17 protein-coding genes and 1 pseudogene are annotated in these 18755 nt (G+C 72.5%); 9 read left to right on the plus strand and 9 right to left on the minus strand.

Going from position 1 to position 18755, the window contains the following annotated elements; translation table 11 throughout:
* Positions 1 to 8 precede the first annotated feature (8 nt).
* The 4 genes and pseudogenes from ABZU32_RS27435 to ABZU32_RS27450 all read right to left on the minus strand — a co-directional run.
* Positions 9 to 722 (minus strand): annotated as a pseudogene (locus tag ABZU32_RS27435) (histidine kinase); the annotation flags it as partial.
* A gap of 227 nt (positions 723 to 949) precedes the next feature.
* The gene (locus ABZU32_RS27440; RefSeq protein ID WP_354926416.1) at positions 950 to 2476 is read right to left on the minus strand and encodes a serine hydrolase domain-containing protein; all 1527 of its coding nucleotides are present in this window, start codon (positions 2474 to 2476) and stop codon (positions 950 to 952) included.
* A 183-nt stretch (positions 2477 to 2659) separates the two neighbouring features.
* Positions 2660 to 3964, minus strand: coding sequence for an aspartyl protease family protein (locus tag ABZU32_RS27445; protein WP_354926418.1), 1305 nt, complete (start codon positions 3962 to 3964; stop codon positions 2660 to 2662).
* Between the two features lie 641 nt (positions 3965 to 4605).
* On the minus strand, positions 4606 to 5031 hold the full coding sequence (locus ABZU32_RS27450) for a MarR family winged helix-turn-helix transcriptional regulator (protein WP_354849633.1): 426 nt from the start codon (positions 5029 to 5031) through the stop codon (positions 4606 to 4608).
* Positions 5032 to 5136: 105 nt separating this feature from the next.
* On the opposite strand from ABZU32_RS27450, the gene ABZU32_RS27455 reads away from it, so the two are divergent.
* Complete coding sequence (locus ABZU32_RS27455) at positions 5137 to 5556, plus strand: heme-binding protein (RefSeq protein ID WP_354849542.1); 420 nt, start codon at positions 5137 to 5139, stop codon at positions 5554 to 5556.
* Between the two features lie 201 nt (positions 5557 to 5757).
* On the opposite strand, the gene ABZU32_RS27460 is transcribed toward ABZU32_RS27455, so the two are convergent.
* Positions 5758 to 6318: a helix-turn-helix domain-containing protein gene (locus tag ABZU32_RS27460; RefSeq protein ID WP_354926420.1), complete on the minus strand. Its 561-nt coding sequence runs from the start codon at positions 6316 to 6318 to the stop codon at positions 5758 to 5760.
* An 88-nt stretch (positions 6319 to 6406) separates the two neighbouring features.
* Here ABZU32_RS27460 and ABZU32_RS27465 point away from each other — a divergent pair, with 88 nt between their 5' ends.
* The 4 genes from ABZU32_RS27465 (at position 6407) to ABZU32_RS27480 (ending at position 9969) form a co-directional block, all read left to right on the plus strand.
* Positions 6407 to 8677 (plus strand): LLM class flavin-dependent oxidoreductase, encoded by a 2271-nt coding sequence (locus ABZU32_RS27465; RefSeq protein WP_354926422.1) that lies wholly within the window; start codon positions 6407 to 6409, stop codon positions 8675 to 8677.
* A gap of 147 nt (positions 8678 to 8824) precedes the next feature.
* Positions 8825 to 9004, plus strand: coding sequence for a hypothetical protein (locus tag ABZU32_RS27470; RefSeq protein WP_354926424.1), 180 nt, complete (start codon positions 8825 to 8827; stop codon positions 9002 to 9004).
* Positions 8995 to 9687: a DsbA family oxidoreductase gene (locus ABZU32_RS27475; protein ID WP_354926425.1), complete on the plus strand. Its 693-nt coding sequence runs from the start codon at positions 8995 to 8997 to the stop codon at positions 9685 to 9687. The genes ABZU32_RS27470 and ABZU32_RS27475 overlap by 10 nt, the downstream gene beginning before the upstream one ends.
* A gap of 36 nt (positions 9688 to 9723) precedes the next feature.
* Positions 9724 to 9969 carry a DUF4158 domain-containing protein gene (locus ABZU32_RS27480; RefSeq protein ID WP_354926426.1) on the plus strand — a complete coding sequence of 82 codons (246 nt, stop codon included), beginning with the start codon at positions 9724 to 9726 and terminating at the stop codon, positions 9967 to 9969.
* Positions 9970 to 10046: 77 nt separating this feature from the next.
* On the opposite strand, the gene ABZU32_RS27485 is transcribed toward ABZU32_RS27480, so the two are convergent.
* Complete coding sequence (locus ABZU32_RS27485; RefSeq protein WP_354926428.1) at positions 10047 to 10661, minus strand: TetR/AcrR family transcriptional regulator; 615 nt, start codon at positions 10659 to 10661, stop codon at positions 10047 to 10049.
* A 161-nt stretch (positions 10662 to 10822) separates the two neighbouring features.
* Between ABZU32_RS27485 and ABZU32_RS27490 the strand changes: the two genes are divergently transcribed.
* The 3 genes from ABZU32_RS27490 to ABZU32_RS27500 all read left to right on the plus strand — a co-directional run bounded on the left by ABZU32_RS27490 (position 10823) and on the right by ABZU32_RS27500 (position 14216).
* A complete protein-coding gene (locus ABZU32_RS27490) occupies positions 10823 to 12289 on the plus strand; it encodes an MFS transporter (protein ID WP_354926430.1) in 1467 nt (488 codons plus the stop codon).
* A gap of 45 nt (positions 12290 to 12334) precedes the next feature.
* On the plus strand, positions 12335 to 13447 hold the full coding sequence (locus ABZU32_RS27495; RefSeq protein WP_354926432.1) for an SGNH/GDSL hydrolase family protein: 1113 nt from the start codon (positions 12335 to 12337) through the stop codon (positions 13445 to 13447).
* Between the two features lie 205 nt (positions 13448 to 13652).
* The gene (locus ABZU32_RS27500) at positions 13653 to 14216 is read left to right on the plus strand and encodes a dihydrofolate reductase family protein (protein WP_354849563.1); all 564 of its coding nucleotides are present in this window, start codon (positions 13653 to 13655) and stop codon (positions 14214 to 14216) included.
* Positions 14217 to 14563: 347 nt separating this feature from the next.
* On the opposite strand, the gene ABZU32_RS27505 is transcribed toward ABZU32_RS27500, so the two are convergent.
* The gene (locus ABZU32_RS27505; protein ID WP_354926434.1) at positions 14564 to 15571 is read right to left on the minus strand and encodes an RNA polymerase subunit sigma-70; all 1008 of its coding nucleotides are present in this window, start codon (positions 15569 to 15571) and stop codon (positions 14564 to 14566) included.
* Between the two features lie 62 nt (positions 15572 to 15633).
* Positions 15634 to 16512: a LysR family transcriptional regulator gene (locus ABZU32_RS27510; RefSeq protein WP_354926436.1), complete on the minus strand. Its 879-nt coding sequence runs from the start codon at positions 16510 to 16512 to the stop codon at positions 15634 to 15636.
* A 302-nt stretch (positions 16513 to 16814) separates the two neighbouring features.
* On the opposite strand from ABZU32_RS27510, the gene ABZU32_RS27515 reads away from it, so the two are divergent.
* Complete coding sequence (locus tag ABZU32_RS27515) at positions 16815 to 18146, plus strand: MFS transporter (RefSeq protein WP_354926450.1); 1332 nt, start codon at positions 16815 to 16817, stop codon at positions 18144 to 18146.
* A 78-nt stretch (positions 18147 to 18224) separates the two neighbouring features.
* Here ABZU32_RS27515 and ABZU32_RS27520 read toward each other — a convergent pair.
* A partial coding sequence (locus ABZU32_RS27520; RefSeq protein ID WP_354926438.1) for a ricin-type beta-trefoil lectin domain protein occupies positions 18225 to 18755 on the minus strand: 531 nt, incomplete at its 5' end.

Consider the following 18755-nt stretch of genomic DNA (forward strand, 5'->3'; position numbering starts at 1 on the left):
GGCAACCGCGCCGTCACGGTGAAGCCGCCGTCGCGGGGACCGGCCCGCAGCGTGCCGCCGAGCAGCCGCACCCGCTCGCGCAGGCCCGCTATCCCGCTCCCGCCGCTCGCCGGCGCCGGCGGGGTGCGGGCGGCGGAGTTGGACACGGTGACGGTGACCGCGTCGCGGGCGTGCTCGACGCGGACGGTCACCTCGGCTCCGGGGGCGTGGCGGGCGGCGTTGGTCAGCGACTCCCGCACCACCCCGTGCGCGGCCCTGTCCACCAGCGGCGGCAGGAGCGCCCGCCCGCCGGTGCGCAGGAGGGCGACCCTCATCCCGGCGCCGCGGGCGCGGTCCACCAGCGCCTCGACGGACTCCTCCGGCGTCCCGGCCGGGGCGCCGCCGGTCTCGCGCAGCACTCCGACGGTGTGGCGGAGCCGGTCGGTGGCGGTGACCGCGCAGGCCCGCAGCCGGGCGGCCGCCTCACGGTTGCGTTCGCTCATGTCCGCGTCCAGTTCCAGGGCGCCGGCGCGCAGCGCGATCAACGCCAGCTCGTGGCCGAGGGAGTCGTGGATGTCGGCGGCGATGCGGGCTCGTTCGCGCAGGGCGACCCGTTCGGCGGTGAGCCCCTGTTCCCGCCGGAGCTGGGCGATCCGCTCCCGGCCCGCCCGCACCAGGTCGGCCTGCTGCCGCTGGAAGCGGCCCGTCAGCCACGGCAGCACCGCGAACAGGCCCAGGGCCATCAGGCCGCCGACGCCGACGGGGAAGTCCAGCACCGTGCAGACGACCCCGGGTAGGGCGACGAGGGCGTGGACCGGCCAGCCCCGCCGCAGGGTCAGGTGGCGTCCGTGCAGGTAGGCGGCCACGACCGGGACCAAGAAGAAGAACTGCCGCCACAGCGGGATGGCGTCCAGGTACAGCCCGTTGAGCAGGGCGGCCCCCGCGATGACCGCCAGGATCGCGCCGTTTCTCACTTGTGCGACACTACCGATCGCAGCCTGGCCAGCCGAACCACGGTGGTGACGGCCCCCGCCGCGGCCGCGACCGCGAAGGTGATCGTCAACGGCGCGGCGAAGTAGGTGAGCTGCGCCCAGGTGACCGTCCGGCCGTTCATCAGCAGGGAGATCAGCTCCGGATAGGCGGCGAACAGTGCCGCCGGAAGCAGCGCGGGCAGCAGCCGCGCCCCGGTCCACAGGCCGGCGCTCCCCGCACGTCTGCCCGCCCAGCGGCGGGACCGCAGTACGCCCAGCACGCCCAGGCCCGCCGCCGCCACCGCGATCAGGCCCAGAGCCAGCTCGTAGGTCTGCCGGCCGCCGCCGGGCACCTCGGGGGTCCCGCCCTCGCTCATCGCGACCAGGCCGGTGAGCACGTCGTAGGTGTCGTCGTAGAGGGCGGCGCTGTTGGTCATGACCGCGAATCCGTAGCCGGTGTCCGGGGCGATGGCCTGCACGGCGGTGTAGGTGAACAGATTGCCCGAGTGGACGAGCAACCTGGCGCCGCCCACGGTCTCCTGGCCCCAGCCCATGCCGTAGTCACGCACCTCGGACGGCGCGTGCATGGTCCGCAGGCTCTGCGGTGTCACCGGTGGCCTGCCATGGCCGTTCTGGCCGATCAGCCACCTGCCCATGTCGGCCGCGTCGGTGACGACGCCACCGCTCCCGCCGTCGCGGAAGCCGGGCGGTTCAGGGCGCGCCACCCAGGCGCCGTACACCGAGTCGAACCCCTCGGCCGGCTTGATGGCCCGGTCTGCGACGGACCGGGCTCCGACGGCGCTGCCGGTCATGCCGAGCGGGCCGAAGACGTGCCGCCGCATGTAGTCGCCGAAGCCCTGCCCGCCGACGACCTCGACCAGCCGGGCGGCCAGGTCGTAGTTGACGTTGCAGTACTCCCAGTGTGTGCCGGGGTCGGCGGCCAGCGTGCCGGTGCCCAGCGCGGACACGTATCCGGCGAGCGACGTGGCCGCCTGCGTCGCGCCGATGTCGACGGTGGTGTCGGACAGTCCGGAGGTCTGGTTCAGCAGTTGCCGCACGGTGATCCGGCCGGCGCGCGGGTCGGCCATCCGGAACTCCCGCAGCCGGCCGGCGACCGGTTCGTCCAGCGAGAGCCTGCCGTCGTCGACCAGCGTCATGACGGCCATGGCCGTGAACGACTTGCTGACCGAGGCGACGCGCATCGGCGTCGTCTCGGTGACCGGTTCGCCGTCCGCGTCGTGCCCGTACCCCCGGGCGAGCACGACCCTGTCCCGGTGGGTCACGACGACCGACATCCCCGGCAACCCGGTGGACTTCATGGTCCTGCGCAGGTAGGCGTCGATGGCCGCCGGGGATGGCCCGGTCGATGGAGCGGTGGACGGGGCGGTGGATGGCGCGGTGGATGGCGCGGCCCGCGTGGCGGGGGCCGTGACGACGGCCGCGACCGCGGGGGTCGTGACGACGGCCGCGACCGCGGCCGAGACCAGGCCGGCCGCCGCCACCAGGCCGATGAGCTCGCTTCGCATGGTGGAGAACCTAGGGACCGGCGGCCGCGCAAAGATCGGAGGATCGGCCACGACCACCCCTGACGAAAGTCCCATCTCGGCCGGGACGCTCGGGCTCGCGGAGCCCTGATCGGGGACCCCGGGGAACGGCCTCGCCGCTTGGAGAATGATCCGGCTCTCAGAGCGCTCGTGCCGTCGCGGCGATCAGGTGGCCTTGCCGCGGGCGATGTAGAGCTTCATGTCGGTGAAGTCGACAGTGACGTTGCAGGGCTTGTAGAAGCAGTGGAAGAAGGCGCCCGGCACGTCGAACCCGAGGGGGGCGACCTCGGCCCCTGGGTGGTTCTCGCAGTAGATCTCCTTGGCGGCGGCGCCGCCGAGGCGGATCTCCTTCGGGTAGCAGGGGTAGGTGACGGCCGGGTGGCTGTGGGCGAAGGTCCCGAGCGGGCGGTCGTGGTCGCTGCGGATCCCCAGCCGCTCGGCCGTGTCCCCGAACACGACCGCGGACATCTCACCCCCTCCGCCGAAGTTCACGCCCACCACCCCTGTGCGGGAGCCGGCGACGCCGCTGATGGTGCCCGTGCTGTGCAGATATTGCTCCCGGGCCAGCCACAGCGGCAGGGGCGCCGCGCCCGCCTGGAGGGCGGCGGCGCGTGCCTTCCTGGCCGTTTCGGGGGTTCTGCGGCGCAGGATCAGCGACCGGCCCGCGTAGTCGAAGGTGGTGAGCAGGTGGTAGAAGACCCACGTGCCGATCAGGCCGTCGTTGTCGGTGTCGACGTCTTCGCCCGACTCCGTCGACGACCAGCCCACGGGCACGTTGCGCAGTTCGATGCCGCCCAGCGTGAAGGAGTCCAGCACCCCGTAGTACGCCCATATGACGTTGTTCTCGTACTCGATCTTCTGACTGGCGACCGGGCGCAGCCCGGCCTCCTTGGCCACCGACGCGCGCATACCCAGGTTCGGGGCGCCGGTGTAGAAGGTGAACCGCTTCGGCGGCCCGCCGTTGACCGAGGCCTCCACCAGCGGCATCGGGTCCACCTGCTGCCATGGCAGCCGCGCGATGTCGCCGTGGACCTGATACGCCTCGCCGCTGACCGCCGCGAACCACGTCGCGTAGGCTTCCTCGCCGGCCGCGCGCCAGTGTGGTGCGGACTGGGAGAGTTTGTCCTGTCTGATGTAGCAGTCGGCCAGGAAGTAGTTGGCGTCCTTGTCGTCGGGCGCCAGGCTGAGGGCCATCGTGAGGTATTTCTCGGCGTCGGGGAACCTGTTGGCCAGTAGCCCCACATGACCGCGCCGTCGGGCCGCGTGCAGATTCGTAGGGTCTGTTCTCAGGATCTCCTCGTAGGCCCGGCCGGCCTGCTCGAACCTCCCGGCCCTGAACAGCGCGTCGGCGTCACCGCCGCCGGCCGGCGCCGTGGCCGCCCCGCCCAGCAGCGGCGCCGTCGCGGCCGCACCGGCCAGCGCGGCGGCGCCCCGCAACACCGAACGCCGGTCCCATCCTGCGTCATTCACCAACGCCCTCTCCCTTCGTGATCACCTTCGCCGGAGCCTCAAGCCTGCGCGGACGGTCCCAGCAGCCCGGGCCGGCTCAACTCGCCTGCTTGATGAGGGCGAGGCCGAAGTCCGCCGGGGCCACACCGGGCCGCACACCATCGACCCGGCGCGGACGCACCCGCCGGGCTTCGCCGCACGCTCGGTGGCTCACCGGCGGTTCGCCCGCCGACCCCATTCACTGTCGACCGGCCGTGTCCCCGCCTCGTGCGCTCCGCGTCATGGTCGTGTCACGGCCGCGGCCACGGTGGCGGCGCCGGCGCTGCGACCGATGACCGGCCGCCGCCTCGGCGGCGCGTGGGGCCGTGATCGGCGGCGGCACGGTCGCGGCCCCGAGGCCGCCGAGGACGACGACCTTTGACACCTGGCAGGCGCCGGAGCGCATCGGGGCAGGTCAGGTCGCCGGGCTGGTCACCAGCTCGATCTCGATGGCCAGCACGCCGAGGGCTTCCTTTTCGGGCCCGTAGATGCGGCGGATGTTGGCGAGCTGCTGGTCGGGGGCTCGCCGGGTTGACCTTCGCCGGGCCCTCGGTGTCCAGGAGTTCCTCGAACGAGCCGAACTGGGCGAATTGATCTGCCGATCTCCCGAGTGGAGGCGAAGGCTAGCCGAGGATACGGGTGAGCAGGCCGGTGAGCGTGTCACGCTCGGTGGCCGACAGGGCGTCCAAGATGTCGTGTTGAACCCTCGTGAGTGTCGTATCCAGGTCTTCGAGCCGTCGTCGCCCGGCGGCGGTCAGGGTGACCAGGTTGCGGCGCCGGTCGGCGGGGTCTGGGGCGCGCGCGACGTGGCCTTGTTCTACCAGCTCATTGAGCATCGTGTGCATGTCACTCTGGTCGATTCCGCATCGTTGGCCGATCTGCACCTGGCTGTTCGGGCCGAACTCGTCCAGCGCGGCGAGGATCGCGAAGTGATAGGCGTGCCCACCGGCAGCGGCCATCGTTTCTTTGATGAGTCGATGCGCCCGCGCGGAAGCCCTGTTGATCAGCCAGCTGGGTTTGCGGCGCAGACGGGCCGGCGCTTCGTTCATCTCCACGCACGCAGTTTAAGCCAATCCCTTGGTCCACCCAACGAACCTGGATATACTCTTGGTTCGACCAAGATTGGACGAACCAAGAGATTGAAGGTAGGAACGATGTCGCTCACTCTGGACGAGGCTCGGGCCGTCAGCGACCGCGTGCGCGAGCACGCTGCCGCAATCGGCGCGACGGTTACGGTCGCAATCGTCGACGGCGGCGGGCACCTGCAGGTTCTCGATCGCATGGACGGCGCGTCTCCGATGTCGGCCCGTATCGCCCCGGCGAAAGCATCCAGCGTTGCGCTGTTTCGTCGCGACGACAGTGACCTGATGGGCCTGCAGCAGGCCTACCCGGCGGTGTTCGCGCAGATCGTGGACGTGGCGGGAACACCCATCGTGACCGGCAGGGCCGCTCGGCTGATCCGGCGCGGCGATGTCGTCGTCGGTGCGATCGCGATCGCCGGAGGGACGCTCGAACAGGATGACCAGTGCGCCGATGTCGGGGTCGGCTCCCTGTCACCCTCCGCGTCAGCATAGGCCTGTTCACCCGGTCAGGAGCTCCACGTAGCCGCGCCGCACCGTCCGCCTCACCGCCCCACTCGAACTCCACAACGCCGCACTCCAGCAGAGCTCCGCCCTGGCCGCCGACACCGCCCGCCCCGCCGAACGGAAAGCCCACAGGTCTACGCCATCCGCATCCGAACGGCCAACGGCGCTAACTCCGCCTGAACCGGCTCGCTAACGCCGTTTTCCGTTCGGTTGCTCCGAGTGCTCGGGGTGCTCCGGGTGGAGAGCGGCGCGGGCGGCGCGGCAGTCGGGGTCCTGCTCGGCCGCCTGCTGGAGCCGGGCGGCCAGCAGGGCGGCGGCCTCGGCGAAGTGCGCCAGGCGCTCGGCGCCGAGCGTCCCCACGACGAGGCGGCGCACCGACTCCTCCCGCACCTCCCGCGCGCGCGCCGCGGCCTGCCGTCCCGCCGCGGTGAGGCTGATGTCCCAGCCGCGGGCGTCCTCGGTGCAGGCGTCGCGTTCGAGCAGACCCCGTGAGCGCATGCGGGCGACCTGGTGGGACAGGCGGCTCTTCTCCCACTGCAGCGTCCAGCGCAGCTCCAGGGCGCGCATGCGGGCCGACGGGGCGTCCAGCAGCGCGTCCAGGACCTGGTGGTCGGCCTCCGACAGCCCGGTGGCGCGGGTCAGCTCACGCGCCATGTGCGCGGCGAGCTGGGCGTGGACGGCGGTGTAGCCGCGCCACGCGTCCAGCTCCGAGAGCCGGGCGGTCGCCGGCGGCTGCTGCTGCACGGTCATGCACCCCAGCCTACGACGCCGAGGTTGATACGTCATCCATCACCGAGGTACGGTTGATATATCTACCAGTTTTCCGGCGGAGGCCCCCATGCCCGACTATGGCCACGATCTACGGTTCGGGTCGTTCATCACGCCGCAGAGCGGCCGCCCCGAGGTCGCCGTCGCCCTCGCCCAGCTGAGCGAGCGGGCCGGACTGGACCTGGTCACCTTCCAGGATCACCCCTACCAGCCCGCCCACCTGGACACCTGGACGCTGCTGAGCTGGGTGGCCGCCCGCACCGAGCGCGTCCACCTGGCGGGCGACGTGATGAACCTGCCGCTGCGCCTGCCGGCCGTCCTCGCCAAGTCGGTGGCCAGCCTCGACCTGCTGTCCGGCGGACGCGTCGAGCTGGGCCTGGGCGCCGGCGGCTTCTGGGACGCGATCGAGGCCATGGGCGGCCGGCGGCTGTCCCCCGGCCAGGCCGTGGACGCCCTCGGCGAGGCCATCGAGGTGATCCGCGGAGTGTGGGACGCCGGCGAGCGCCGCGTGCTTCGCGTCGAGGGCGTCCACTACACCGTCCGCGGGGTCAAGCGCGGGCCTGCGCCGGCGCACGAGGTGCCGATCTGGCTCGGGGCCTACAAGCCGCGAATGCTGCGCCTGGTCGGCGCCAAGGCCGACGGCTGGCTGCCCAGCCTCGGGTATCTCACCCCTCAGGACGTCGCCGGCGGCAACAAGATAATCGATGAGGCGGCCGAGGAGGCGGGACGCGACCCGCGCGAGGTGCGCCGCCTGCTCAACCTCATGGAGGGCGGCTTCGGCGCCGAGGGCGGCGGCCTGCTGCAGGGCCCGCCCGCCGTGTGGGTGGAGCGGTTGCTGCCGCTGGCGCTGCAGGAGGGCGTCAGCACGTTCATCCTCGCCTCCGACGACCCGCAGACCATCCAGACCTTCGCCCAGGAGGTGGCCCCGGCGCTGCGGGAGGCCGTCGCCGCCGAGCGCTCGTCCACGCCGCCCTCCACCGGACCGTCGCGACCCGCACGCGCGCGGGCGCTGCGCAGCCCGGGCATCGACTACGACGCCCTGCCCGCCTCCCTGTCGGAATCGGCCGTCGAACCGGGCGACCGCGACTACTGGCGCGTGCGCTCCAGCTACGTCTGGCCGGGCTCCCCCGGCCTGGTGCTGCGCCCCGCCACGGCGGGACAGGTCGCAGAGGCCCTGGAGTTCGCCCGGCGGCAGCGGGCGCCGCTGTCGGTGCGCAGCGGCGGCCACGGCATCAGCGGGCGCTCCACCAACGACGGCGGCATCGTGGTGGACATCGGCGCGATGAACGGCGTGGAGGTGCTCGACCGCGCGCGCCGGCTGGTGCGCGTGGGCGCGGGAGCACGCTGGGGCGAGGTGGCGCAGGTCCTCCAGCCGCACGGGCTGGCGATCAGCTCGGGCGACTACGGCGACGTCGGCGTCGGCGGCCTGGCGACCGCCGGCGGGCAGGGCTTCCTGGGACGCTCCTACGGGCTGACCATCGACCACGTGGTCGGCGCCGAGGTGGTCCTGGCCGACGGCCGCGTCGTGCGTGCCGACGCCGAACACCATCCCGACCTGTTCTGGGCGCTTCGCGGCGCGGGCGGCAACATGGGCGTGGTCACCTCCCTGGACATCGAGGCCGCCGAGGTGGGCGAGGTCGTCTTCGCCGCCCTGGTGCACGACGCCTCCGACACCGCGGGGTTCCTGGAAGGCTTCGGACGGCTGGTCGAGGACAGCCCGCGCGCGCTCACGGCGTTCCTTTCGGTGTTCCCCACCGGCCGGGGAGAGCCGATCGTCGCCCAGAGCCTGCTCGTCTGGGCCGGCGACGACACCGACGCCGCCGTCTCGGCCATCGAGCCCTTCCTCGGCCTCGGCCCCGTGCTACAGCAGCAGGCGCAGCTCACCCCCTACGCCGCGATCGTCGCGCCGCACCACAACCAGCACCACGGCCAGTCGGGCACGCGCATGCGATCGGCCCTGGTCGAGCACCTCGAAGGCCCCACCTGCGCCGTGCTGGCCGGCCTGTTCGGCGAGCGCGGCACCGGCATGGTGCAGGTCCGCTCGGTCGGCGGCGCGGTCAACGACACCCCGCCGGAGGCGACCGCGTACGCCCACCGCACGCAGAACTTCTCCCTCACCGGGGTGTTCCAGAAGGCCGGGGGTGCGCAGGCCGAGCAGCGGTGGGAGCGGCTGGGCGTCGAGGCGATCTACCTGAGCTTCGAGTCGCACGGCGACGACGACCTGCTGGCCAAGGCGTTCCCACCGGCTACTCTGCGGCGGCTGCGGCGGGTGAAGGCCGCCTACGACCCCGGCAACGTGTTCCGGCACAACTTCCCGATCATCCCTGACCCCGCCGCCTGACCTCTCACGCTCCCCCATTGGTTGACACATCATCCTGCCGGGTACGGTCGCGAACCGACCGGCGACCTCCGTCCGAGCACCACCAGCGCCGACCGCGGCGCCGAACAGAAAGGGCTCCCTGTGCCCACCCTGCCCACTGCGCCGACCGTGCCCACTGCGCCCGCCGCGCCCGTCGCGGCCTCCGAGCCGGCGCCTTCCTCCAGCGGCGACCGCGAGGCGGCGTCCGCGCCGGTCATCGCCGCTCCCGGCGTCCCGGCCGCCGTCCCCGCGCTGATCGTCCTCGGCGACGACTCCGCGGCCGTGTGCACGGACGGGACATGCCGGTGAACGGGGCGGGCACGGCGAGCGAGCCGAAGACGGTGCGCGTCGAGGTCTGGTCGGACGTCGTCTGCCCCTGGTGCTACATCGGCAAGAGGCGCCTGGAGCGCGCCCTGGAGCGGTTCCCCCACGCCGAGGAGGTCGAGGTCGTCTGGCGCAGCTTCCAGCTCGACCCGACCTTCCCCAGCGGGGTGCGAAAGCCCGTGCCCGAGATGCTGGCCGAGAAGACCGGCGGCACGGCCGCCCAAGTGCGGGCGATGCAGGCGCAGGTCTCCGCGCTGGCCGCCGAGGAGGGCCTGGCCTACGAGCTCGAACGCTCCATCATGGTCAACACCATCGACGCCCACCGGGTCACGCACCTGGCCGGCAAGCACGGGCTCGGCGGCCCGGTCCACGAGCGCATGCTGCGCGCCCAGCTCATCGAGGGTCAGATCCTCGACGACCCCGAGACCCTCGTCCGGCTGGGCGTCGAAGCCGGGCTGCCCGAGGACGAGACCCGCGCCGTCGTCACCGGCACCGCCCACCTGGACGACGTCGAGGCCGACATCCGCGAGGCCCGCGAGCTCGGCGTCACCGGCGTGCCGTTCTTCGTGCTCAACCGCGCCTACGCCGTGTCCGGAGCACAGCCGGCCGAGCTGTTCCTGTCGGCGCTCGGCAAGGCGTACGAGCACGCCCGGACGGCGGGCCGCTGACCGCCGCTCAGGCCGCCGCCGCGTAGGGGTCCCCCGGTGGCGGTGGCCAGGCCGGCCGAGCAGCTCGGCGTCGACCCGGCCCGGCTGCGCTCGTGCGGGCGGCGAGCGAAGACGCGGACCGGGCATTCGCGGCTGGTGGCGAAGCATCTGAGGTGGCGGCCGCCGACCACGCTGGAGCTCAAGGAACTGGACGAGTTCCTGCTCGCCAGGGCGCTGGAACACGACTCGCCGACCATGCTGTTCCGGCTCGGGTGCGAGTACCTGATCTCGGCACGGCGGTGAATCCGCTCGCCTTGGCCGCTAACGCCGCTGGCCGTTCGGCTGCTGCGCAAGCCCCTCGCCGCGCGCGGCGGCGAGCCTCAATGCTGGGGCACGACTCCGCTGGTGAGGGCTTCGAACAGGCGCTCCAGGCGGGCGCGGTGCTCGTCTGCGACGGTGTCGGCCGCTTCTCCGGCGATCAGGCGCCGAGCGGTCTCCACCAGCACGACGGTGTAGCCCGCGACGAAGAAGGCGGCGAGCAGTTCGGCGTCGCCGTCGAAGGCCGGGTCGTGTTCGAGCTCATCGGCGAGGGTCTGCTGGAGGCCGGAGGCGATCTCCCTGGCGCGGGAGATGAGCGCGGGCGAAGCCGCGACGGTCCGGAAGTAGGGAGCGGACCCGTCCTTGAGGCCGGACAGGGAGTGCCGTTCGTCGAGAAACCCGAACGCCATGTCGCGCAGGGATCGGAGTACCCCGGTGTCCGGGGCGCGGTCGCGTACCGCTGAGCGCAGGAGCTCGACGGCGTCGACCTCGCGGTCCAGCAGGAGGTCCTCCTTCCGCGGGAAGTGCTTGAAGACCGTCACCGCCGAGACCCCGGCCTCCCGCGCGACCTCGGTGACCGTGACCGTGTCGAATCCACGTTCCACGAACAGCCGGGTAGCGACCGCCGAGATCTTCGCACGCGTCTGCGGTCCGCCTCGTGCTCCCGTCCTGGGCATCCCGACCCCTCACTTACTTGTGTCACTTAACTTAGTCGATTAACCTAGTGACATGCTCTTCGCACGAACAACCCTCATTGTCGCCGGTGCGGGGCTCAGCCCGCCGCGCGAGCGGCCGGACCGCGCCCGTACCGATCATCACGACGTGAACGGAGTCCTCCATGCGTGAGACGACCGCGCCCCGGACGCTGCGGGAGGCGTGGATCGCGTTGGCGGGACTGTCGGCGGTGTTCCTCTTCGAGATGCTGGACAATTCGATCCTGAACGTCGCACTGCCGGTGATCGGACGCGACCTGGACGCCTCGACGACCGCGTTGCAGTGGGTGACGGGCGCCTATGCGGTCGTGTTCGGCGGGTTGATGCTCGTGTTCGGCGCGATCGCCGATCGGTTCGGCCGGCGGCGGATCATGCTGATCGGCCTGGTCCTGCTCGGCGTGGCGAGCCTGGCGACCGCCGTGGTCACCACCGCCGGGCAACTGATCGCCGTGCGGGCGACGATGGGGGTCGCCGCGGCGATGACGACCCCGGGCTCGATGGCGCTGGCGTTCCGGCTGTTCGACGAGGACGGCCTGCGCGTGCGCGCGCTGACCCTCATCTCGACCGTCGGCCTGGTCGGGCTCGCGATCGGCCCGACGGCGGGCGGCCTGGTGCTGGCGATCGCACCGTGGCAGGTCCTGCTGCTGGTGAACGTGCCGATCGCCGTGCTGGCGCTCTTCTGCGTTCGGCACGGCCTCGCCGGCGACGACCCGGGCGGCCTCCACCGCGACCCCCTCGACGTCCCCGGGATGCTGCTGGGCACGGCGACGATCGTGCTCGCGCTCCTCGCGCCGACGCTGTTCGTGGAGCAGGGCGCCGGCTCCTGGGTGCCTTGGGCGGCCACCGCCGCGACCACGGCGGCGGCGATCTGCTTCGTCCTGCGCGAGCGCTTGACCCGCCATCCGCTGCTCGACCTGAAGCTCCTGGCCCTTCCCCTGGTCTCCAGCGGCCTGGCCTACAAGGCCGCCGCCGGGCTGGCGACCGCGGGACTCGGTTACATGGTGACGCTGCAACTCCAGCTCGACTGGGGCTGGCCCCCCGCGCTGGCCGCTGTCGGGATGCTGCCGCAGGTCGTCGTCCTCCTCGCGGGCAGCCCGTTCGTGAACCCGTTCGTGCGGCGCGTCGGCCTGGACCGGGCCGCCTGGACCAGCGCCGCGGCGGTCGTGTCCGGCCTGGCCGTCTACGGCCTGCTCGGCCGGTTCGGCTACCTGTGGATCGCGACGGCGCTCGTCCTGGTGGCGGCCGGGATGCGCGTGGTCGGCGTCGTGGCCGGGCTCAACGTGGTCCGGGGCCTGCCCGGCAACCGGACCACCATCGGCGCCGCGCTCGTCGACACCGCCTCCCAGATCACCTCCGGCATCGGCATCGCCGTCACCGGCACCATCCTCGCCATCGTGTTCACCGGCGACATCGCCGCGTCCCCCTGGAGCCCGAGGCAGACCGGCGAGTTCCACCAGGCCGTCACCACGGCGGGCCTCACCCTCACCCTCGTCGCGGCGGCCCTGGTCGGCTGGGGGTTCATCCGCACCCGGCGCGCCGCCGGCGACCGGGCGGCCACCTCCATCGACGACACCGTCCCCCAAGACGCCTGACACCCCATCGGCGATCACTTCCGACCACGGTATGGAGCACACCGCATGACCCACCACATCTGCCTGCCCGACGACCGGGTCGCGATCCTCGGCGCGCTCGATCTGGAACGCACCCCGGACGGGGTCCGTCCCCGACGGCTCCCGGCCTGGACCCGGCCGCGCCTGCACGACGGCTGGATGGACCTGATCGTCTCGCATGCGGCCGGGGTTCGCCTGCGCCTGCGCACGGGAGCGCGGTCGCTGGCCCTCGGCGTGCACGTCACCGTGCCGGACATGGGTGCGGGTCCGCTGCCGGCATCGTTCGACCTCGCCGTCGACGGCACCGTGCTCGCCCGTGTGCCGACCACGGCCGGAGACGTGCTGAGTCTCGCCGTCGACTTCGCCGACGTCCGGCTCACCCCGGGACCCCCCGAAACCGTGCGCTTCGACGATCTGCCACCAGGAGACAAGGAAGTCGAGATCTGGTTGCCGCACAGCGCGACGGTCGAGCTGCGCACGCTCGGCGCCGACGCGCCGCTGCTCGCACCGACCCCGCCGACCGGCGTGGCATGGGTGCACTACGGCTCGTCGATCAGCCACGGCCTGGAGGCGCCCGCCCCCACCCTGACCTGGCCGGCCATCGCCGCCCTGACGACCGGTGCCGCGCTGACCAACCTCGGATTCGGCGGCAACGCCGTACTCGACCCGGAGGTCGCCCGCGCCATCCGGGATACCCCGGCCGACCTGATCACCCTCAAGGTCGGGATCAACATCGTCGGGTCGGCGTCGATGCGAGAGCGCACCTTCGTCCCCGCCGTGCACGGGTTCCTGGACACGATCCGCGAAGGCCACCCGGACACTCCGGTCGTGCTCATCTCACCGACCCCCTTCGCCGAACTGGAGACCATGGCCGGACCCACCGCACCCGACCCGGAAACCGGACGCCAACACGCTCTGGGGTCCCCGGGCGCCGGAGCGCTGACCCTGACCGGTGTCCGCACGCTGCTCGCCAAGGTCGTCGACGTCCGCGCCGACCCGGCGCTGCACTACCTCGACGGGCGCGAGCTCCTCGGACCGGAGGAGGCCAGGTCGCTGCCCGACGGAGTGCACCCCGACCCGGCGGCGCACCTGCGGATGGGCGACCGAGCCGCCCGGCTGCTCCTGGGCCCTCATCTGTGACCGACACCCGACCCGCTCTGCGTGGCCGGTGAATCCAGATCCCGCACGGCGGCCGCGGTCCTCCTCGGCTTCGGTCGGGTTCCGCAGGGACCGCAGCACGGCCGCCGGCCGAGCCGGCTACCTGCGGACGCAGATCGCGCACCGATTAGGTTTCCGCGCCGTGCCCGTCTGTACGTGTGAGATCGACTCACGAGAGGCTGGCACGATGCGGAAACTGATCTTCGGCATGAACCTGAGCCTGGACGGCTACATCGCCGCACCCGGCGACGAACTCGGCTGGGGCGTACCGAGCGACGAGCAGTTCCAGTGGTGGTCCGACCGGGTGGGGGCGACCGGCCTGGCGCTGTACGGGCGCAAACTGTGGGAGACGATGAGTTCCCACTGGCCGACCGCCGACCAGCAGCCCGGCGCCACCCCGGCGGAGATCGAGTTCGCCCGCCGCTGGCGGGACATGCCGAAGGTGGTGTTCTCATCGACGATCGACAAGGTCGACTGGAACACCCGCCTGGTCACCGGCGACGCGGTCACCGAGATCACCCGGCTCAAGGCCGAAGACGGCGGCCCCATGGACATCAGCAGCGCCACACTTGCCGCAGCGGCCATGCGGGCCGGGCTGATCGACGAGTACGTGCTGGTCACCGCACCGGTCTTGCTGGGCGGCGGCACGCCGTTCTTCACGGCCCTGGACAGCTGGGTGAACCTGAACCTGGTGGAGACGCGGACGTTCCCCGGCGGCGTGGTGCTGACCCGATACGAGACGAGGCGATGAGCACGGGCCAGATGCTCGGCTCGTGAGGCCGGGTCCTGGGCTCGTGAGGCCAGGTCGAGACCTTCCTGGCGTGCTCACCGTGACCTTCGGCTATGAGGGAACCTTCCCCGGGCCCTTCCTCGCGTTCCGAGTGAGCTGTTGACCGACCTGCTGGAGATGAGGGACGACGGCGTCGTCGATCGTGACGATGTTCTTCGGGCATGAAGATGCCCCGCCGGCAACGCCGGCGGGGCGGTGGTGTTCGCGTTGTCGCGTTGGTGTTCAGCTGGTCGGGGTGCTCATTCCGCGGTGACTTCGGTGACGGCGGCCCGTTGCGCTGGACTCCTCGACGATGGGGACTCCTCTGATCACAGTGTCGGGGGCAGGCCCAGCCATGGTTTGTCGGCGGCGTCGAATCCGGTGAGCTCGGCGATCTTCCCGTCGACGATGTGCAGGACCGCGATGGTGAATAGCCGGTAGTCCGGGTCGTCGGGGGTGCGGAGGTACAGCACGGCGGCAGGCATGCGGTTGACCGTCGTGGTGATGCAGCGCCAGTCGTCGTGGCCGCGCTGGAAGAGCCCACCGGAGACCCAGCCGTCCACCGCGTCCTTGGCCGTGATGACCGAGGTGCCCGGCTCGGGCAGCATCGCGAAGCGCAGGTCGTCGCGCAGCAGGGACATCAGCCCGTCGAGGTCGTTGCGCTCGTGAGCGTCGATATACGACTTCACCACGCCGCGCTCGTCATTCGACAGCTCGTGGGTGGCGGGGCTCCGCCAGTCGAGGCGGCGGTCGGGCAGCTGCTCGCGCATCGTCACACGGGCCCGCTGCAGTGCGCTGGTCACCGATGCGACGGTCAGTTCGAGGACGTCGGCGGCTTTCGACGCCGGCCAGCCGAGGACGTCGCGCAGGATGAACGCCGCCCGCTGCCGCGGCGGCAGGTGCTGGACGGCGACGATGAACGCCAGCTCGATCGTTTCCCGCGCCACCACCGATTCCTGCGGGTCCTCGGGGAGCATCCGGTCGGGGTAGGGCTGCAGGTAAAGCACCTCGGAGCCGGGGTCCGGCAGCTCGGACGGCACGGGTGTGCGGTCGTTGCGCTTGTCCAGGAAGTCGAGGCAGGCGTTCGTCGCGATCCGGTACAGCCAGGTCCGCAGGGTCGCGTGGCCCTTGAACGACTCCCGCTTGTTCCACGCTCGCAGGAACGTCTCCTGCGTCATGTCCTGGGCATCCTCGTAGTTCGCGAGCATCCGGTAGCAGTGCACCTGCAGCTCACGCCGGTGGCGCTCCGTGATGAGTGCGAACCGCGCCGTGTCGCCTGAGCGGACCGCCGCGAGGAACGTGACCTCGTCGGCGCCCAGCGGTCTGGGGTCGGTCATGGTCATCAATCCTTCCACCGGTGCGAGGGCCAACAGAACTGACGACGTGGCAGTTCGCTCGCTCAGGACGCCGCCGCGTAGAGCAGTTCGCGCAGCCCGGGAACGTCCTCCCTGTCGTCCCGCCAGACCAGCCGCAGGCTCAGGCCGGGCACGGGGAGGGCGAGCCCGGCCAGCGTCCCGGCGCACAACGCCTCCCGCACGGCGAACTCGGGCAGCAGCGCGACGCCCAGCCCCTGCTCGGCCCAGGCGCGCATCACCGCCACCCCGCCCGCCCGCACCCGTTCGGTGTCCGGGCCGATGAGCCGGTCGGCGGCCATCCGGAACGAGCAGCCCTCCGCGTTGACCAGCAGCCGCTCACCGGACAGCTCCCCGGCGGCCAGGACGGGACGTCCAGCCAGCCGGTGGCCGGGGGCGGCCACCAGGATGAGCGGGACCGCGCCGACGTCCACGAAGGTCAGCGGCGCCCGCGGCGGGCGGAAACCGAGGTCTCCAAGAGCGGCGCCGGTGTCCATCAGCAGCGCCGCCTCCAGCCGCCCGGCGGCCACCTCGGCCAGCAACTCATCGCGGCTCACGCTCGGCCGGACCTCGACGCGCAGGCCGGGACGGCGGCGAGCCAGCCTGGCCAGCACGCGGGACCCGTGGACGGCGGCGATGGTCTCCAGCGCTCCCATGCGCAACAGGGCCGCCTCGCCGCTCACCTCACGGCGCGCCCGCCCGGCCTGCTCCAGCAGCCGGCCCGCCCAGGTCACCAGGCGTTCGCCCGGCTCGGTGAGACGCATCCCCTTGGCGGTGCGCTCGAACAACGCCACGCCCAGCGACCCCTCCAGAGCGCGGATCTGCGCCGAGACGCTGGAGGGCGCCATCCCCAGCGCGACGGCGGCCTCGGTCACCGTCCGGTGCCGCACCACCGCCTCGAAGATGCTCAACTGGCGCAGTTCCATGCGTGTCCCAACCTGCGGACGGCGTTCGGAAATTCCGAACGGAGCGTTCGTCCGACGCGGTGGAGGCTGAAGGTGCCGGCGCGGACAGTTGCCGCATGAGCGCTTCTCCTCCCCCTTCCTCCTCCGCCTCGCCGGGCATGCCGCGCGCCACGGGCCGCCATCCCGCGCACGGCCATCCGGCGGGCGGCCGCCACGACGGTCATCCCGCGGACGACCGTGTGACGGACGACCGCCCGGTTGAGGGGCGCCCACCGGGCAGGGGGCCGCGCGGGACAGAGCGTGACGGTCGGCGGTGGCCGGCGCTGCTGGGCATCTCGCTCGGATATTTCATGGTGTTGCTGGACATGACGGTACTGTCGGTCGCCGAGCCTGATCTGGCGTCCTCGCTGCGCGTCCCGATCGCGGGCCTGCAGTGGGTGACCACGGGGTACACGGTGGTCTTCGGCGCCTGCCTGCTGTCGGCGGGAGCGGTCGCCGACCGGTACGGCGCGGGCCGCGCCTTCCGCGCGGGGGTCACGGTGTTCGGCCTGGGCTCGCTGGCGGCGGCCCTGGCTCCGGCGCTCGGGTGGCTGGTCGCCTCGCGCGCGTTGCTGGGCGTCGCCGCGGCGGCCTGCGTGCCCGCCTCCATGGCGCTGATCGCGCGGCTCTATCCCGCCGCGGCCGAACGCGCGCGGGCGGTGGCGACGTGGGCGGCCATCAGCGGCGCCGCGGTGGCGGCCGGTCCGGTCGCCGGCGGCGCGCTGGTCGATCTCGCCGGATGGCGGGCCACCTTCCTGATCAACGTGCCGATCGCCGCGCTCGTGCTCGTCCTGGTCGCCGGACGGTGGGCCGACCACCCGCGCGGCGACCGGCGGATCGACTGGCCGGCGCAGCTCGCGGCGGGCGGGGCGCTGGCACTGCTGACCGACGCGCTGGTCGCCTCGGGCTCGCGTTCGTGGGCGCACGCCGCCGCGTCCGGGCTCGCCGTGGTGCCGCTCGCGGCCGGGGCGGCGGTCCTCGGGCGACGCGGCCCGGCTCCCGTGCTCGACCCGGCGTTGCTGCGCGCCGGGGGCGTGCGGGCCGGGCTGGCGGCGGGCGCTGCGGTCGGCTTCGCCCTCAACGGCGGCCTGTTCGTGCTGCCGCTGCTGCTCCAGGGCGACCGCCACCTCGGCGCGACCGCCGGCGGCCTGGCCTTCCTGCCGCTGACGCTGCCGTTCGTGCTCAACCCCCCGGTGACCGGCCGCGTCGTGGCACGCTTCGGCCCGCGCCCGTCCATCGTCGCCGGACTGGCGCTGCTCACCGCGGGAGGGGCCGTCCTGGGATGGGCCGTCGCGGCCGGCGCCGCGTACGGCGTGCTCGCCCTGGGGCTGCTGCTCAGCGGGTTCGGCGTCTCGTTCGTCCTGCCCGCCGTCGTCACGGCCGTGGTCGCCGCCGCGCCCCAGGGCGGCGCCGGCGCCGCCGGAGGGATGCTCAACGCGGTCCGCCAGGCCGGCGCCACGCTCGGCGTGGCGGCCATGGGCGCCCTCATGGGACTCGGCCCGGCGACCGGACCGGCGTGCGCGCTGCTGCTGTCGGCCGTGGTGTGCGGCGCGGCCGCCATCCCCTTCGCCTTCGAGGCGCGGCGCGCCACGCCGTCCGTGATCAGCCGGCCCTGACGCGGCCACGCCCTCCGCCTGGTTTGGCCGGGGTACCGGCTCGGCTCCGGGAGCCGAGCCGGTCATGGAACTCGGCGATCAGCTCGCCCAGGTCCATTTCTGGTTGCCGCCGCCATTGCAGGAGTAGAGCTGGATCTTGGTGCCGTTGCCGGTGGCGGCGCCGACGGCGTCCACGCACAACCCCGACTGCACGCCGGTGATGCTCCCGTCGGAGTTGACCCGCCACTGCTGGTTGGTGCCGCCGTGGCAGGAGTAGATCTGGATCTTGGCGCCGTTGCCGCTGCCGCCGGCGTCCAGGCACTTGTTGCCGTAGACCCTGATCTCGCTCGCCGAGGTGGAACTCCACTTCTGGTTGGTCTGCCCGTTGCAGTCCCACAGCTGGACCTGGGTGCCATCAGTGGTGCTCGCGTTCGGCACATCCAGGCACCGGCCGGAACCCACTCCCCTGATCGCCCCGTTGCCGCCACCGGTCGGAGTGGGGGTCGGCGTGGGAGTGACGGTGGGGGTGACGGTCGGCGTGGGGGTCGGTGTGGGGGTGGGGTTGGTGGAGGTTCCGTCGAGGCCGAGGAAGGTGATGGCGTAGGCGAGTTGGCCGGTCATGGGGAGTTG

This window comes from Sphaerisporangium sp. NPDC005288, from assembly GCF_040607475.1.
GTDB lineage: Bacteria > Actinomycetota > Actinomycetes > Streptosporangiales > Streptosporangiaceae > Sphaerisporangium > Sphaerisporangium rhizosphaerae.